Raw genomic sequence first — 15,129 nt, forward strand, 5'->3', positions numbered from 1 at the left:
TTTTTTGTCGATAAAAATAAATTATTAGCGTTGAACCCATTAATTATCCGCTAGATAAAGAGCCATACGGCTAGATTTAGCTTGCTCTGTAGTTTTTCGCTGCTTAACGGCGAACACGTTAACTTTATTATTGCTAAAGTCAATTTTGCTGAATCTCACCGCCATTTCCGTGATGTACAGGGTCTTATTATTTTCATACTTTCCTATCAGCTCAATAACTCGAAGATGTTGCACTTGCAATATTATGGAGTTGTACTAATGTATCTTTAACGATTAGTTTACTACTTTGAAATAGTTCTGGCGTTAGTTGAGCCACTTGCTGGCGATGAAAATGAAAACATTGTTGAGCTTGCCCGTTTTTTTAATGAAACGTTAGGTTTTTGTCCTAATAGTGTGCTGACCATGCAACGGCGACCAGCTATAGCTAAGGCGTTTATTCGTTTAAATATTGCTGTAATGGCAAATGAAGGTAGAGTAACCGCTGAACAAAAACGTTTGGTGGGCTATATAACCAGTGCTAATACAGGTTGTCGCTATTGCGAGGCACATACAATTTTAGCGGCAGAGCGCTATGGTGGAACTGACCAAAGGTTAGCTGATATTTGGTCTTTTCGAACAAGTGATAGCTACAGTAAAGCGGAGAAAGCAGCGTTTGAATTTGCGCTTGCGGCTTCAAGTGTACCCAATGCCGTTGACACTAGTATATCTGGCGAATTACATAAATACTGGGATAACGGTGAAATTATCGAAATCCTTAGCGTTATATCTTTATTTTGCTTTTTAAATCGTTGGAATGACCCTATGGGGACAACCATGGAAACAGGGGCTGTTGATGCAGGTAATCGGCTATTGAACGAGTCAACATGGACTCAAGATAAGCATACTTAAGGTTATTGGTGAAAACCAATAGTGGTTTTCTATTGGTTTTCTATTAGGAAATGTCCCAAGCGACGGGTGCTTATCTTCTGCTTTTGTCGTTGTAACTGTCTTTTTCTATGGGTACTTTGTACTTGTCGTCTAATTTTATTGTTCATTTTTCCTCTCCTTGAACTTATTTACTTACTGAGTATTGCTTAATTATATTTCACTTTGATGACAACCTAAAAGTTATTCAGTGAAACAACAGGTAACTTCACATTAACACAGATTATCAACTTAAGTTATTCTATTATAGCGATTGCTTCAGTTTCCAATGGTTGGGGAAGAACATTTTCTCTTGATTTATTATCCATCCAAGTCAAGGTGTCGTAGTAACGTCTGATGTTTTCAACATAATTTACCGCTTCATCACCACGGGCATAACCGTATCGAGTTGGTTTGTAATATTTTTTTTGTTTTAGTAATGGTAAGCGATCTTTGACCTCTACCCAGCGGTCGGGATCGCCACCTTGTTTTTCTGTTATTTTTCGTGCGTCATTTAAATGGCCTAAACCAATATTATATGAGGCAAGAGCAAACCATAAACGGTCGGGGAAAGGTACTCTATCGGGCATTCTATCGATCATTTGTTTAAAGTATTTAGCACCACCACGAATACTTTGTTCAGCATCTAAGCGACTTTTAATGCCCATTTGCTTAGCCGTTGGCAAAGTTAACATCATCATACCACGCACACCCGTATAAGAACGTGCGTGAGGTTCCCAATGAGATTCTTGATAACTAATTGCGGCCAATAATCGCCAGTCAATCTCTTGGCTATACTTTAGAAAGAGGGGTTGGTATTGAGGCAGTTTACCTTCAACCGCTTTAATAAACATGCGGGTATCAACATAATTAAACTCTTCAACATGACCATAATATTTGTCATTAAGCGCTAATAATGTACCGTCGTGATGTACTTTGCCAAAAAACTCAACAAGACTGGCATAGATTGATTGGTCATTATTTTTTCTAACAGCCCAAGCCAAAGGTTGTGGTTTTTTTATGGTAAAGCCAATGCTGATTTCAGGATAATAGCGGCGATTAACTGCTAGGGTATTGCTGTCGATAATGGTGTAGTCGATTTCTTCTGATAATACTTTTAGTAATAATTCTTCACTATCAAATTCATCACTGATTTGCCAAGTTAAGTCACGATGGCTATTTTTTAATTGAATAAGATTTTCTTCATGGCTTGAATGCGCCATGATCAGTAAATTCCCAGTTAAATCTTCTATGTCACGAGGTCGAACGCCACCTTGTTTAAAAACAAGTTTTTGACTGATATCATCATAACTAGGAGAGAAATTATATTTTTGACGTCTTTTTTCGGTTACCGCTAAGCCGGCTGCTAATATATCGACTTGGCCGCTATCTAATTTATCAAAAAGTTCTTCAAGGCTGTAGCTAGGCACTACTTTTAATTCAACACCTAATGAGTCTGCATAATTTTTTACCAGCTCATATTCAAAACCTGCAGCATCTTCAGCTTCTAGATAATAACTGGTTAAGCCATAAATAGTACCGACCTTAATATAGCCACGCTCAATTATTCGCTGCAAACTGGCATTATTTTCTGTTGGCTGACAGCCGAATAGCAAAAAAATACTCAAGAAGAATATACTTACAAACTTGCTGATTTTTTTAACTATTTTAAAATTCATCTTTATCATATAATGTCATTGTGGCGTGATTCCAGCTTTATTCAAAGCACTTTTTATCAATTATCAAGATTAACTGTTTAAGTTAATCTTTTAACGCTTATCAAAACCCTTTATATAAACTATAATATGCGCGATTTTTCTTCCATTATTTTAACTGCGAAAACGCAACTAAAATAAAACTAAACTGGTGATTACGTTTATGACGATGTTGATGAAAACCCTTCGCGGCGCTCCTGCTCTTTCAGACTTTCGAGTTAAAAAGTTATTGGCTCAATGCGCTGAATTAGAACTTCCTGTGACAGATATTTACGCTGAATTCACACACTTTGCACATATTTCAGCTGATCTTAGTGACGAAGAGTTTCAAGTTTTACAGCAACTTCTCAAGTATGGACCAAACATTGAAGAACATGAACCTGTTGGTCTGTTTTTATTGGTTACTCCTCGTCCGGGTACTATTTCTCCTTGGTCTTCAAAATCAACAGATATCGCTCATAATTGTGGTCTAGCGAAAGTTAACCGTTTAGAACGAGGTATTGCTTATTATATTACCGGCGAACCTTTGGATGCAAAGCAGCAGGCTCAACTCAATCACTTAATTTCAGATCGAATGATGGAAACTGTTTTTACTGAGATGTCAGCAACTACTGCGCTTTTTGCGACGGCTGAACCTAGTGAGTTAACCGTTATAGATATTGAAAATGGTGGTAAAAACGCATTAATGGCTGCCAACGTCGAATTAGGCTTAGCGCTAGCTGAAGATGAAGTAAATTATTTATTTGAAAACTTTACCAAATTAGGTAGAAACCCTCACGACATCGAACTCTACATGTTTGCTCAAGCAAACTCTGAACATTGTCGTCATAAAATATTCAATGCGGATTGGACTATTGATGGTGTTAAACAGCCGAAGTCGCTTTTTAAAATGATCCGTAATACCCATGAAATAAACCCTGACTTTGTCTTAAGTGCCTATAAAGATAATGCTGCCGTTATGGTTGGTAATAAGGGCGGTCGTTTCTTCCCTAATCCAGCAACCAACGTTTATAGTTATCATCATGAAGACATTCAAATTTTAATGAAAGTTGAAACGCACAATCACCCAACAGCTATTTCTCCTTACCCTGGAGCAGCAACAGGCTCAGGTGGTGAAATTCGTGATGAAGGCGCGACAGGTATTGGTTCCAAGCCCAAAGCCGGTTTAGTGGGCTTTTCAGTATCAAATTTACGCATTCCTGATTTTGTTCAACCTTGGGAAACTGATTTTGGTAAACCAGATCGTATCGTTTCAGCATTGGACATTATGTTGGAAGGTCCTTTAGGCGGAGCGGCATTTAATAATGAATTTGGTCGTCCAGCTATTTTAGGTTATTTCCGTACTTACGAAGAAGAAGTTAACTCGTTTAATGGCTCAGAGGTTCGTGGTTACCATAAACCTATCATGCTAGCCGGTGGTTTGGGTAATATTCGTGACGAACATGTACAAAAGCGTGAAATTATTGTTGGTGCTCACTTAATCGCACTTGGTGGTCCGGCAATGAATATCGGTTTAGGTGGCGGGGCAGCATCATCAATGGCTTCTGGCCAATCAGCCGAGAACCTTGATTTTGCTTCTGTGCAACGTGAAAATCCTGAAATGGAACGTCGTTGTCAAGAAGTTATCGATAAATGTTGGCAGCTTGGCGAAGACAACCCTATCGCCTTCATTCATGATGTTGGCGCAGGTGGTTTATCAAATGCATTTCCTGAATTAGTCTCTGATGGCGGACGTGGCGGTGTTTTTGAACTGCGTAATGTTCCTAATGATGAACGTAGCATGGCTCCTCATGAAATCTGGTGTAACGAATCTCAAGAACGTTATGTTATTGCGGTATCAGACAAGAATTTAGCAACTTTTGAACAAATATGTCTTCGTGAACGCGCACCATTTTCCGTAGTTGGGCGTGCTACCAAAGAAGAACACTTAACGGTTACTGATGCACATTTTTCTGGTAATGCGAAATGCGATACCCCGATTGATTTGCCGCTTGAAGTCTTATTAGGCAAAACGCCTAAAATATTTAAAGATGTCACCACAGCTAAAGCAGCGGGTGATGTGTTCTCTTTAACGGACATTACCTTAGCAGATGCCGCGGACCGCATATTATCATTACCGACAGTTGCAGAAAAAACGTTCCTGATCACCATTGGCGATCGCTCGGTAACGGGTATGGTTAATCGTGATCAAATGGTTGGTCCTTGGCAAGTACCTGTCGCCGATTGTGGTGTTACTGCCTCCGCGCTTGATTCTTACCATGGTGAAGCGATGTCTTTAGGTGAACGTACACCGGTCGCATTATTAAACTTTGGCGCTTCTGCTCGTTTAGCGGTCGCTGAATCACTAACTAATATTGCCGGTACAGATATCGGTGATTTAAATCGTATTAAATTGTCTGCTAACTGGATGTCACCCGCAGGTCACCCAGGTGAAGATGCTGGTTTATACGAAGCGGTTAAAGCCATTGGCGAAGAACTTTGTCCTGCACTTGGCTTAACTATTCCGGTTGGCAAAGACTCAATGTCAATGAAAACCAAATGGGAAGATAACGGCGAAGAAAAATCAGTCACTTCACCTATGTCATTAATCATTACTGCTTTTGGTGTTGTTGAAGATATTCGAAAAACAGTCACTCCTGAGTTAAGAATAGATCAAGGCGAGACTCGACTTGTAGCTATTGATTTATCAAAAGGTAAAAAGCGCTTAGGTGGCTCATGTTTAGCACAGGTTTATAAGCATTTGGGTAATGAAACCCCCGATGTAGATTGTCCTGAAACCTTAAAAGGCTTCTTTAATGCTATGCAAACCTTGGTTCGTGATGAAAAGCTTATTGCTTATCACGATATTTCTGATGGTGGTTTATTCACAACTGTCGTTGAAATGGCTTTTGCCGGTCACACCGGTGTTGATATTGATTTAACAAAATTAAGCTCAGTTTCAGGTAATGATATTGACGTATTGTTTAATGAAGAGCTCGGCGCTGTTATTCAAATTCGTGAAAGCGATGTTGCAGTCATTGATGCTATTTTAGCGGCTCATGGAATTTTAGATTGTTGTACTGATATTGGCCGCATTAATAACGAAGATACGCTTCGTTTTAGCCGTGATGATAAGGTAGTACTTGAAAATTCTCGTACTTATTATCGTACTGTCTGGGCACAAACCACCTATAGAATGCAGTCACTGCGTGATAATCCAGAATGTGCTCAACAAGAACATGATGTTAAGTACGATACCGAAGACCCAGGTTTACATGCTGAGCTTACTTTTGATATTAATGAGGATATTGTTGCTAAGTTAATTGCACAAGATTCATTGCAGGGCACTAACCCTAAAATTGCGATATTGCGTGAGCAGGGTGTTAACTCTCATGTTGAAATGGCGGCCGCTTTTGATCGTGCTGGTTTTGTTGCTATTGACGTGCATATGTCTGATATTTTATCAGGGCGTGCCGATTTAGCTGACTTTAACGGTTTAGTCGCTTGTGGTGGTTTCTCTTACGGCGATGTATTAGGTGCTGGCGAAGGTTGGGCAAAATCTATCTTGTTTAACAAAGATGCTAAAGCGATGTTTAAAGCCTTTTTCGAACGCCAAGATACTTTTACTTTAGGTGTTTGTAATGGTTGTCAGATGTTATCTAACCTGAAAGAAATTATTCCAGGTTCGGCAGCGTGGCCACATTTTGTACAAAACAAATCTGAACGTTTTGAAGCACGTTTCTCATTAGTTGAAATTCAAGAAAGCCCTTCAGTATTATTTAAAGGTATGTCAGGTTCTCGTATGCCGATTGCTGTTTCTCATGGTGAAGGTCATGCAGAATTTAGTTCTGAAGAAGCTATTGGCGCAGCCAATGATTCTGGCACAGTTTCAATGCGTTATGTTGATAACTATGGTCAAGTTACTGAAACTTACCCAGCTAACCCGAACGGCTCGCCAGACGGTATTACCGCCCTAACCACATCAGACGGTCGCGTTACCATCATGATGCCACACCCTGAACGTGTTTTTAGAACGGTTGCTAACTCATGGCACCCCGATGAATGGCAAGAAGACTCACCTTGGGTACGCATGTTCCGTAATGCGCGTGCTTTTATTGGTTAATTTTTTCTAGCTTGTCTAGTTAAAAATAAAGCGCTTAACCATTTAATGCCGTTCACTTAAGGTGAGCGGCATTTTTTTGTCTAAAATTATTTTACTCAGAAAATTATTTATAGCGTTGTTTTAATCAATGTAAATAATTTTTGCTCAGTGGTGTGGCTTATTTGCATGGTTATTAGATTGCTTTAATGCTAACAAGTGACAATGTAAGTTATTTAAAACATATCAAGTGTGTGACCTTTAATTCTAGATAACTATCCTTGGTGTTCCCCATAGCCCATAACCAAATCATTGGCATTATATTTATTTGCTAAAGATGGAATAATATCATCGTCTAATCCTTCCTTAACGTGTAAATTTTTACCTTTAAAATGATAAAGCTTAACGAATGATGTTAGATGATCTAAATGATTTTTAGATTGTTTCTTTGAGTTCATTGGCTGAAAGTAAACACTGCAACTTTCTAAATAACAGTTAAACAAATGAATATCACTCATTAATAGTTTTACTAAATCAGATGACTTTTCAATAATTTTATTATTAAATGTTTTATGCGTTACGGTATTTTCCTCTGTTTCTATGCCGCTAGTACCTTGCCATTACTTAACCATTGATGGTCACCAACGAATAAAACTGATGTATCTGAAACACGTAATAAATGTGTATATTCTGCTTGTTCAAATGTCCAAAGATGTGATGCTTATCTTCGGTTTTCTGCTACCACCAAGTCATACTGATTTTCCTTTAGTTGCTTTTTTAGTGTGATAAATTGATCGCGCTGCTCCCGTATTTTATAGCTAATAGAAATACCTTCTTGTTTGGAAAGATGAATTAAGCGATTAATTTTTCTTCATTCACTAACTCAGTCGTTGTTTTATGATTAAGCCAGTGTTTATAGCGAGAAGGTTTTTCTTTTGTTGCTAAAACAGTGATGCGAGCGTGATTATTTTTAGTGAAATTAACTCGCTTGTTCTAGGCTGAACTAGCGTTAATATAGTTGAGAAGCTATCCATGTATGTGTCTCCAGTTACTTTAAAGCCAAATAATCAACTATAGTTTATTTATGAAAATACGTTATGTAGTCACAAGACTTACTTAAACTTAAACTTAAACTTAAACTTAAAAAGGAAGGATTTATAATAAAATAATTATAAAAATTCGAAAATATACATAGATTTTAATTTATTGAAAATATTAGCGTTAATTGTAAAGCGTGATTTGAATTTATTTAACTTATCGACAATAGTGTAAAATATAGGTAAGGAAAATAGCATGCTGACCTATAATTGTTGTTGCACTTGCAATATCTGAGCAGTGTTATATTCTGCTAGATGTTGGTATTAAATAAAAAGAGATAAATCTCGATGCAAGATCACGACTCAAGCCCGCTCACCGATTACATTGAATACCCCGTTGAAGAAATGCGATTGCGTTCTGAAAACTTCTACTTAGATATAAAACGTCGTCATAGCATTCGCAATTTTAGCGATCGCCCTGTGCCTAAAGATATTATAGAAAACTGTCTAAAAGCTGCTGCAACGGCGCCAAGTGGTGCCAATCATCAACCTTGGCACTTTGTCGCTGTACATAGTAGCGATATAAAAAATAAAATTAGAGAACAGGCTGAATTTCATGAACGAGGCTTTTATGAAGGCCGAGCAGGTAAAGAGTGGTTAGGTGCTTTAAAAGCGCTCGGCACAGATGCTAATAAACCTTACTTAGAAAATGCACCGTGGCTTATCGCCATATTCAGCCAAAAGAAAGGTGGCATAAGTTCAACAGAGAAAAACACTAACTATTATGTTCATGAATCTGTTGGGATCGCGACGGGTTTTTTAATTAATGCCTTACATACTTCTGGTTTAGTGACGCTAACCCATACACCAAAACCTATGTCTTTTTTAAGTAAAGTGTGTGGACGTCCAGAAAATGACCGCGCTTATATGTTACTTATTACCGGCTATCCAAGCGAAGATGCTACTGTGCCTCAGCATGCTTTAGTTAAAAAACCACTGAATGAAATTGCGACATTTTTGTAGTCATTATTTTAAAAACCCGAGGTACTCTCATTACTATATCTGCCAGAAATAAAGCGTTTAGGCTAACGAAAGAAATAGCTGAACCCTTAGATTTAACCAAGCACTTACCGTTTAGAGTCGCAGTTGTTAGCAATTTACTCGCTTTAAATCGTGACTGGAAAATTCGTGAACTCTGTGATCTAGAACCCAGAGAAATGCGCGTTCTATTAAATATTGGCTCATACATGCCGATTAAATCAGCGGACATAGCTTATCAATCTCGTATTGATTCTTATAATGTTAGTCGTGCAGTAAAAGCATTAGATAAAAAAGGTTTAATTGACATTCGTCGAGATGAAAAAAGTAAAAACATTAAAATTTTAGCCCTAAATGACCAAGGTCAGGCATTATATCAACAACTTACTACCGCGATGGAGTTGCGCTCAAAAGAGCTTGAAAGTGTTTTAACCGCTGATGAAACTAGTGCTTTTTATCATGCGCTCAGTAAAATTGAAGATAAAGTTGAACAATTACTAGCGAAACAAGCGCTCACTAAAATAGCGCAAGGTGAAGATGCTCCTGGCGATCAAAAAGAATTAATTCGTTGGTACAAAAAAGGGCAAAGTGGTGATGTGGGTTAAATAGCGCTGATGTAAAATTTTTACCCGTCCAACATAAACTTCAGTTTCAGGAAAAGGCGGCACGCCGTTATACTTTTTAACAGCGCCTTCGCCCGCGTTATAGGCCGCTGAAACTAAAGTAATATTTCTACCGTACTTCCTTATTAAACGTGCTAAATTCTTACTGTCAGCGCTAATATTTTGTTTAACATCGAATGAATTCCTAACGCCTAACGCTTTAGCTGTTGCCGGCATTAACTGCATGAGCCCTTGTGCGCCAGTTTTAGATAACGTTTGAGGGTCAAAGTGTGATTCGGCATGAATAACGGCAAGAATAAGGGCAGGGTCAATTTTATAAAGTTTTGCTTGTTGATTAATGGTTGTTCTGTAATGATCAATAAATAAGCGCGTGTTATGCCAGTTAACCATAGCGTTAAGTTTGCAGGAAAAGCAACCTATGCTGACTTGTTGATAATTTGAGGTGCTAGGGGGCAATATCAGAAAAAGAGCTAATGCCTTTTTCTGATTGATATTGGTAAACTTTGACACTATCTTCTGCAATGACATGATGAGTAAAGCACATAAATAGTAAAAATTAGCCGCAAGATAATTTTAATAAAACGCTCTAGGTTGAAGTAACAATAATACTGAGTATAGCGCTTATTTTTGAACTAACTTCGCTTGCTGTTTTAGCGCTTTTTTTTCAGCTCTGCGGCGTTTAAAAAAAGCGGACAGTAATTGGCTACACTCTTTTGCCATTATGCCGCAAGACAGCACAATTTGATGATTATGCTTTTCATCAGACAATAAATTAAAGGCACTACCTGCAGCGCCTGTTTTTAAGTCTGGCGTTGCGTATACCACGCGTTTAATTCGGCTATGCACCAATAAACCGGCGCACATTGGGCAAGGCTCCAATGTTACATAGAGCGTACAGTCGAGCAGACGGTAGTTTTGCAAAGCTAAGCCAGCTCGGCGTACCGCAACCATTTCAGCGTGGGCTGATGGGTCGTTAAGTGTAATCGACTGATTGTAGCCTTCACTTATCACTTGATTATTAGCGACAACTACAGCACCAACAGGAATTTCGTTAATCGCTTCTGCTTGTTGGGCAAGCTCAAAAGCTCGTTGCATAAACACTTGGTCTAATGCTTGTTGTGCTTCGCTATCCATCACTATAAAAACATCTCGAGTAAGTCATTTAAATAGCGATGACCTAATTTACTGACTTGCCAAGTGCCATCAGTGTTTTCTTGCATCAATTGTTTTTGTTTAGCGACTTGCAATGTTGGCAAGACAGTTTCAATTGATAAGCCTGTTCTTTGTTGATATTCCGTTAAGCTAAAACGTTCATGTAAGCGCAGTCTGTTCATCATATATTCAAAAGGTAATTCTTGTGCACTGACTTCAACTAAATGATCTAAGTGTGGACGACTCTCGTCTAAGTAACCTTTAGGGTGTTTTACCTTGATAGTACGGAAAACTTTACCATTAAGTGGGTCTGTTATTTTGCCATGCGAGCCACAGCCAATGCCCAGATAATCACCAAACTGCCAGTAATTGATATTATGCTGACATTCAAAGCCGGGTTTACTGTAAGCCGAGATTTCGTATTGCTGATATCCCGCGGCAGCTAATAAGGCGATACCTTGATCTTGAATATCCCAAAGTACTTCGTCTTCAGGCAACTTAGGCGGGCGAGAATGAAAAGCGGTATTGGGTTCTATTGTTAACTGATACCAAGATAAATGGGTTGGATTCAGTGAAATAGCGGTGGTTAAATCATCAAGGGCGTTAGCAATGTTTTGCTGCGGTAAGCCATGCATCAAGTCAAGATTAAAAGTTTTTATACCACAAGAATAGGCTAACTCGGCTGCTTTTTTTGCTTGGTTACTGTCATGAATTCGACCTAATTTTATTAGTTTGTCAGATTCAAAACTTTGAACACCAATCGATAGTCTTGAAACACCCCCATTAAAGAAACCAATAAATTTTTCAGCTTCAACGGTGCCTGGGTTTGCTTCTAACGTTATTTCAATGTCATCTTTATGTGCGAAGCGCGCGAGGACTTGGGTTAATAAACTTTCAATGGCCTGTGCAGAAAATAAGCTCGGTGTACCACCACCAATAAAAATAGTGTGTAATGGGCGATCACTTAGAGAGAACTTGGCGATATCTGCATCTAAATCATCAATAAGATGTTTTACATACTCTTCTTCTGGAACCGCTGATTTCAAAGCATGTGAGTTAAAATCACAATATGGGCATTTTTCAACACACCAAGGGATATGGATATATAAAGAAAGCGGGGGCGCTTGTAGCATTATTATTTAACACCAAAATGTTGCACAAGTTTAGCAAGTGCTTGGCCGCGGTGGCTTAAACTATTTTTTAAATCGCGAGGCAATTGTGCTGAAGTTTGTTGCTGTAGTTCTTGCCAAAAAATAGGGTCATAACCAAAACCTTGTTCGCCCAATCTTTCACGGGTAATTGTACCTTCCCAAACGCCATGACAAATTATCGGCGTTGGATCGTGCTCGTGTTTCATATAAACCAGTACACAATGAAAACGAGCGGTACGTTGTTCATCAGGTATGTTTTGCAATGCTTTTAACAGTTTATTCGTATTGTCACTATCACTAGCGTTTTCACCCGCATAACGCGCCGAATAAACCCCCGGTGTGCCATTTAATGCATCAACCTCTAAACCAGAGTCGTCAGCGATTGCCGGTAAGCCCGTTATTTTAGCTGCATGACGCGCTTTAATGATGGCATTTTCAACAAAAGTAGTGCCTGTTTCTGCCACTTCACTGACATTAAATTCACTTTGGGGTTTTATTTCAATGCTATATGCGGCTAATAAATGGCTGAGTTCTTTAATTTTACCTGGGTTGCCTGTGGCTAATACGATGGTTGACATTTTGTACCTTGAGCGTGTAGAAATGAAAAAATAAAATCAGGTAAAACCTGATTTTATATATTAATTATTTGTATGCAATTAGTGATTAATCAACATAAAATTTCTGTTTGAATTTAAGCTGGTGGGTTTCTTTGCCGTCACTAATGGTGATATCAAAGTAAAAGGTTTCTTCGTTGGTGTAATTAACTTGTGCTAAATAATAAATAGCATCACCTTCTTTTACTTCGTCAAATTCAAGGGTTTTGATTTGACCAATATCATTTCGAGCTTTTCCTTGAATAGTTACGGCTTTTGCTGGCGTTGACGGTTTAGTATCGTCTAAAACTGAAATATTAATTAAACCGTTAAAACGACTACGTTCAATATCATAAGCTTTTGCTACTTTTGGGGTCAAAAATGTGGCATTTATTGCCATATAATGAACTTGCATCGAACCCAGTTTTTTCATGTTTTCAGCAAAAACGTTACTGACTAGGGTCAATGAAACTAAAATAATAAATAAACAGGTTTGAAAGATATTTTTCATAATGTGTTCCTTTTTGTTTTAATTATCCATACATTTAATAAGACAGGTTTTATAGCCAAATTATTACAAAACCTGTTTTATTGTTTCTATGTTATTATAGCATTGCCCAACCTGGAATGGCGCCAGATAGGAAAATATTAATTACGTTTAGTAATAAGAAAGCAATAAGTATAGATAAGTCTAAACCGCCAATGCTGGGTACAATACGTTTTATCGGTTTTAAAAACGGTTCAGTTAACTGCTGGAAGATAGCTTGCGTAGGGTTGTACCCCTGAACTACCCAGCTCATTAATGCCATAACGAGCATTAACATAAATAGCAATACACCCGTTTGTTTAATTAAATAGATAAGACCTAAGTATAGCGCCGAAATAATATTGATATCACCACCATTAAGTAATGGGATAAGAATAAACTTTAACGCTGCTACGGCAAAAGCTAATAACAATGTTGATATATCAATACCACCAAAACCAGGTATAACCCGGCGAAGCGGAATAACGGCTGGGTTGGTTACTTTTACAATAAACTGGCTTAACGGGTTATAAAAATCAGCACGGACCAATTGTAACCATACACGTAAAACTAACAACATTAATAATGCGTCAAAGGCAAAGCTCAGCAAATAATTAATGGCTTCCATCTACTTCTCCAAAACTTAATAATTAATAAAATTCAAACGGTATTAAACGTTATTTTGCGCCATTTCTTTAGCGCGATGCAATGCACTGTTCATTGCATTTGTTACTATTTTATCCAAACCATCATCTATAAAAGAATTAATAGCAGCATTGGTTGTACCACCTTTTGAGGTGACCTTAGCACGTAATTCGCTGATTGGAATATCGTTGTTGACCACCATTTGCGCAGCACCTAAAGCGGTTTGCTGCACTAATTCACGGCTTTCTTTTACTGAAAAACCTAACGCTATCGCTTGTTTTTCCATTGCTTCCATAAACAAAAAGAAATAGGCCGGCGCCGAGCCAGAGACCGCAATAATATTGTCAATTTCATCTTCAGTGGCTAACCACTTGATAATACCCACCGAACTCATTAGTTCTTCGGCAACCTGTTTTTGTTGAGTATTAACATTTTCGTCGGCATATAAACCAGTAACACCTAAACCAATCTGCGAGGGGGTATTGGGCATAGTACGAATAATGCCACATGGTTTGGCTAAGGCTTTTTGCATTTGTGCAACAGTGCATCCAGCAGCAACGGAAATAAAGCACTTGCTGCTAATGTCAATTTCTTGGCTGATTTTTTGGCAAACCTCAACAATAAAGTGAGGTTTAACACCAAGTACAATAAAATCTGCAAAATTAGCCGCAACGATATTGTCTGCGGTTTCTTTAATACCAAGTTGCTCTTGTAAAGCCAGTCGCTTCTCAGGTGAAGGATTTGATACGATAATATCTTGAGCGGCAAAGCCTGTGTTTACTAAGCCAGAAATAATTGCGCCATTCATGTTACCAGCGCCAATAAAAGCAATTTTTGTCATGAAATACCTATGATAAATAAGAATGTGAATATTTTAACTATTGTAACTAATTATACTTAAAGAAAGTGAAATAGATTGTATCCGAATATAACTATTTATCTTCTCTAGCGCCAAAAATGGCTGAGCCAACTCTGACCATAGTCGAACCTTTAACAATAGCGTCACTCAAGTCTCCTGACATGCCCATCGATAAAGTATCCATACTAGGATGGTCTTTTTTTAATTGCGTATAAAGTTGCTGCATTTTTTCAAAACTTTGTTCAGAGGCATTTTTCTCAGGGATAGCCATTAAGCCGCGCAGGGTTAAATGTGGGCAATGCTCAATACAATCAATTAACGCTTTAATATCTTTAACGGCTATGCCGGATTTGCTTTCTTCGCCACTAATATTGACTTGTAAACAAACGTTGAGGGGAGTATCTTGGCTAGACCTATGATCATTAAGGCGTTTTGCTATTTTAATGCGGTCAACACTATGTACCCAAGCAAAGTTATCGGCAATTAATCGTGTTTTGTTTGACTGTATAGGACCAATAAAATGCCAAGTAATGTCTGACAAACTTTGTAATTCTTCTATTTTTTCAACGGCTTCTTGAATATAGTTTTCACCAAATTCTCGTTGGCCTGCTAAATAAGCTTGTTCGATCATGGCACTGGTTTTGGTTTTACTAACCGCGAGTAAGGTCACCTGTGAAGATGGACGTTTTGCTAGCTCGCAAGCATTAAAAATTTGCAGATTTATCTTAGCAAGATTATCTTTAATGGGTGTCATATTGTTTTGTGTCAATTTAGTTTCAACTTACTTTATATTATAAAATTATAAAAAA

General features: G+C 38.1%; 14 protein-coding genes. 4 read left to right on the forward strand and 10 right to left on the reverse strand.

Annotated elements, in window-relative coordinates; translation table 11 throughout:
• The first annotated feature begins 402 nt into the window (after window positions 1–402).
• Complete coding sequence (locus tag H4J67_RS02555) at window positions 403–888, forward strand: carboxymuconolactone decarboxylase family protein (protein WP_259368459.1); 486 nt, start codon at window positions 403–405, stop codon at window positions 886–888.
• A gap of 272 nt (window positions 889–1,160) precedes the next feature.
• Here H4J67_RS02555 and mltF read toward each other — a convergent pair whose 3' ends face one another.
• Window positions 1,161–2,591 carry a membrane-bound lytic murein transglycosylase MltF gene (mltF, locus tag H4J67_RS02560; protein ID WP_310650685.1) on the reverse strand — a complete coding sequence of 477 codons (1,431 nt, stop codon included), beginning with the start codon at window positions 2,589–2,591 and terminating at the stop codon, window positions 1,161–1,163.
• Window positions 2,592–2,793: 202 nt separating this feature from the next.
• On the opposite strand from mltF, the gene purL reads away from it, so the two are divergent.
• Complete coding sequence (gene purL / locus H4J67_RS02565) at window positions 2,794–6,720, forward strand: phosphoribosylformylglycinamidine synthase (RefSeq protein ID WP_182176562.1); 3,927 nt, start codon at window positions 2,794–2,796, stop codon at window positions 6,718–6,720.
• Between the two features lie 251 nt (window positions 6,721–6,971).
• Here purL and H4J67_RS02570 read toward each other — a convergent pair whose 3' ends face one another.
• The gene (locus tag H4J67_RS02570) at window positions 6,972–7,214 is read right to left on the reverse strand and encodes a hypothetical protein (protein ID WP_182176563.1); all 243 of its coding nucleotides are present in this window, start codon (window positions 7,212–7,214) and stop codon (window positions 6,972–6,974) included.
• A gap of 867 nt (window positions 7,215–8,081) precedes the next feature.
• Here H4J67_RS02570 and H4J67_RS02575 point away from each other — a divergent pair.
• Together H4J67_RS02575 and H4J67_RS02580 are read left to right on the forward strand one after the other, a co-directional pair.
• Window positions 8,082–8,756 (forward strand): nitroreductase family protein, encoded by a 675-nt coding sequence (locus H4J67_RS02575; RefSeq protein ID WP_182202795.1) that lies wholly within the window; start codon window positions 8,082–8,084, stop codon window positions 8,754–8,756.
• Between the two features lie 161 nt (window positions 8,757–8,917).
• Complete coding sequence (locus H4J67_RS02580) at window positions 8,918–9,376, forward strand: MarR family transcriptional regulator (RefSeq protein WP_310650689.1); 459 nt, start codon at window positions 8,918–8,920, stop codon at window positions 9,374–9,376.
• Here H4J67_RS02580 and H4J67_RS02585 read toward each other — a convergent pair.
• From H4J67_RS02585 to H4J67_RS02620, 8 genes are all read right to left on the reverse strand, one after another.
• Complete coding sequence (locus H4J67_RS02585; protein WP_220463357.1) at window positions 9,332–9,904, reverse strand: lytic transglycosylase domain-containing protein; 573 nt, start codon at window positions 9,902–9,904, stop codon at window positions 9,332–9,334. The two genes, H4J67_RS02580 and H4J67_RS02585, sit on opposite strands and share 45 nt — an antisense overlap.
• 111 nt (window positions 9,905–10,015) lie before the next feature.
• Complete coding sequence (gene tadA / locus H4J67_RS02590) at window positions 10,016–10,528, reverse strand: tRNA adenosine(34) deaminase TadA (protein ID WP_182176566.1); 513 nt, start codon at window positions 10,526–10,528, stop codon at window positions 10,016–10,018.
• A gap of 2 nt (window positions 10,529–10,530) precedes the next feature.
• Window positions 10,531–11,679: a radical SAM family heme chaperone HemW gene (gene hemW / locus H4J67_RS02595; protein WP_182176567.1), complete on the reverse strand. Its 1,149-nt coding sequence runs from the start codon at window positions 11,677–11,679 to the stop codon at window positions 10,531–10,533.
• Window positions 11,680–11,681: 2 nt separating this feature from the next.
• On the reverse strand, window positions 11,682–12,275 hold the full coding sequence (locus H4J67_RS02600; protein WP_182176568.1) for an XTP/dITP diphosphatase: 594 nt from the start codon (window positions 12,273–12,275) through the stop codon (window positions 11,682–11,684).
• Window positions 12,276–12,360: 85 nt separating this feature from the next.
• Window positions 12,361–12,801 carry a DUF4426 domain-containing protein gene (locus tag H4J67_RS02605; protein ID WP_070374257.1) on the reverse strand — a complete coding sequence of 147 codons (441 nt, stop codon included), beginning with the start codon at window positions 12,799–12,801 and terminating at the stop codon, window positions 12,361–12,363.
• Between the two features lie 94 nt (window positions 12,802–12,895).
• Window positions 12,896–13,444, reverse strand: a complete 549-nt coding sequence (locus H4J67_RS02610) for a YggT family protein (protein ID WP_182176569.1) — start codon at window positions 13,442–13,444, stop codon at window positions 12,896–12,898.
• Window positions 13,445–13,486: 42 nt separating this feature from the next.
• Window positions 13,487–14,302, reverse strand: coding sequence for a pyrroline-5-carboxylate reductase (gene proC / locus H4J67_RS02615; RefSeq protein WP_182176570.1), 816 nt, complete (start codon window positions 14,300–14,302; stop codon window positions 13,487–13,489).
• Window positions 14,303–14,393: 91 nt separating this feature from the next.
• Window positions 14,394–15,074: a YggS family pyridoxal phosphate-dependent enzyme gene (locus H4J67_RS02620; protein WP_182176642.1), complete on the reverse strand. Its 681-nt coding sequence runs from the start codon at window positions 15,072–15,074 to the stop codon at window positions 14,394–14,396.
• Window positions 15,075–15,129: the final 55 nt, after the last annotated feature.

Origin of the sequence: Colwellia sp. BRX10-4 (genome assembly GCF_014077465.1) — a bacterium.
In the GTDB taxonomy this organism is placed as follows: domain Bacteria; phylum Pseudomonadota; class Gammaproteobacteria; order Enterobacterales; family Alteromonadaceae; genus Colwellia_A.

Bases quoted from the DNA above. Each gene is read 5' to 3' on its own strand.
- H4J67_RS02555 (WP_259368459.1), top strand. From the start codon at position 403: ATGCAACGGCGACCAGCTATAGCTAAGGCGTTTATTCGTTTAAATATT.
- mltF (WP_310650685.1), bottom strand. From the start codon at position 2,591: ATGATAAAGATGAATTTTAAAATAGTTAAAAAAATCAGCAAGTTTGTA.
- purL (WP_182176562.1), top strand. From the start codon at position 2,794: ATGAAAACCCTTCGCGGCGCTCCTGCTCTTTCAGACTTTCGAGTTAAA.
- H4J67_RS02570 (WP_182176563.1), bottom strand. From the start codon at position 7,214: ATGAGTGATATTCATTTGTTTAACTGTTATTTAGAAAGTTGCAGTGTT.
- H4J67_RS02575 (WP_182202795.1), top strand. From the start codon at position 8,082: ATGCAAGATCACGACTCAAGCCCGCTCACCGATTACATTGAATACCCC.
- tadA (WP_182176566.1), bottom strand. From the start codon at position 10,528: ATGGATAGCGAAGCACAACAAGCATTAGACCAAGTGTTTATGCAACGA.
- hemW (WP_182176567.1), bottom strand. From the start codon at position 11,679: ATGCTACAAGCGCCCCCGCTTTCTTTATATATCCATATCCCTTGGTGT.
- H4J67_RS02600 (WP_182176568.1), bottom strand. From the start codon at position 12,275: ATGTCAACCATCGTATTAGCCACAGGCAACCCAGGTAAAATTAAAGAA.
- H4J67_RS02605 (WP_070374257.1), bottom strand. From the start codon at position 12,801: ATGAAAAATATCTTTCAAACCTGTTTATTTATTATTTTAGTTTCATTG.
- H4J67_RS02610 (WP_182176569.1), bottom strand. From the start codon at position 13,444: ATGGAAGCCATTAATTATTTGCTGAGCTTTGCCTTTGACGCATTATTA.
- proC (WP_182176570.1), bottom strand. From the start codon at position 14,302: ATGACAAAAATTGCTTTTATTGGCGCTGGTAACATGAATGGCGCAATT.
- H4J67_RS02620 (WP_182176642.1), bottom strand. From the start codon at position 15,074: ATGACACCCATTAAAGATAATCTTGCTAAGATAAATCTGCAAATTTTT.